We start from the raw sequence: 540 nt of genomic DNA on the forward strand, positions 1-540 counted from the left end.
TGCCATCAATATCAAACTCGATCGGGTCTTCAACCGTTAAAATGTTGCGTTCGTTGCTATTGATCTCTTGCAAGCCAGCGTACAAGGTGGTTGATTTACCAGAACCTGTCGGGCCCGTCACCAAGATGATACCGTGAGGGCGGCCAATCAAGTGACGGAAGTTGTCATGCACTGAAGGGGTCATGCCCAAACTATGTAAATCAAGACGAGTCGCGTTTTTATCCAACAAACGCATTACCACGCGCTCACCATGTGAGGACGGCATCGTAGATACACGCACGTCCACCGCACGACCACCGATACGCAACGAAATACGGCCATCTTGAGGCACACGCTTTTCTGCGATATCTAGTTTAGCCATAACCTTCACACGAGAAACTAGCAAAGGCGCTAGCTTACGGCTTGGAGTCAGGACTTCACGCAATACGCCATCGACACGGAAACGAATCGAAAGGGTTTTATCGAACGTCTCAATATGAATATCCGACGCACCTTCTTTGATCGCTTCGCCCAACATGGCGTTGATCAATTTGATGATTG

The 540-nt window shown here is 48.9% G+C and carries 1 protein-coding gene; it reads right to left on the reverse strand.

Annotated features, from left to right (window positions below; genetic code table 11):
- A partial coding sequence (locus IQR33_RS34760; RefSeq protein WP_228014206.1) for a GspE/PulE family protein occupies positions 1-540 on the reverse strand: 540 nt, incomplete at both ends.

The sequence above is a fragment of the Vibrio sp. OPT46 genome (assembly GCF_015163535.1).
Taxonomy (GTDB): domain Bacteria; phylum Pseudomonadota; class Gammaproteobacteria; order Enterobacterales; family Vibrionaceae; genus Vibrio; species Vibrio alginolyticus.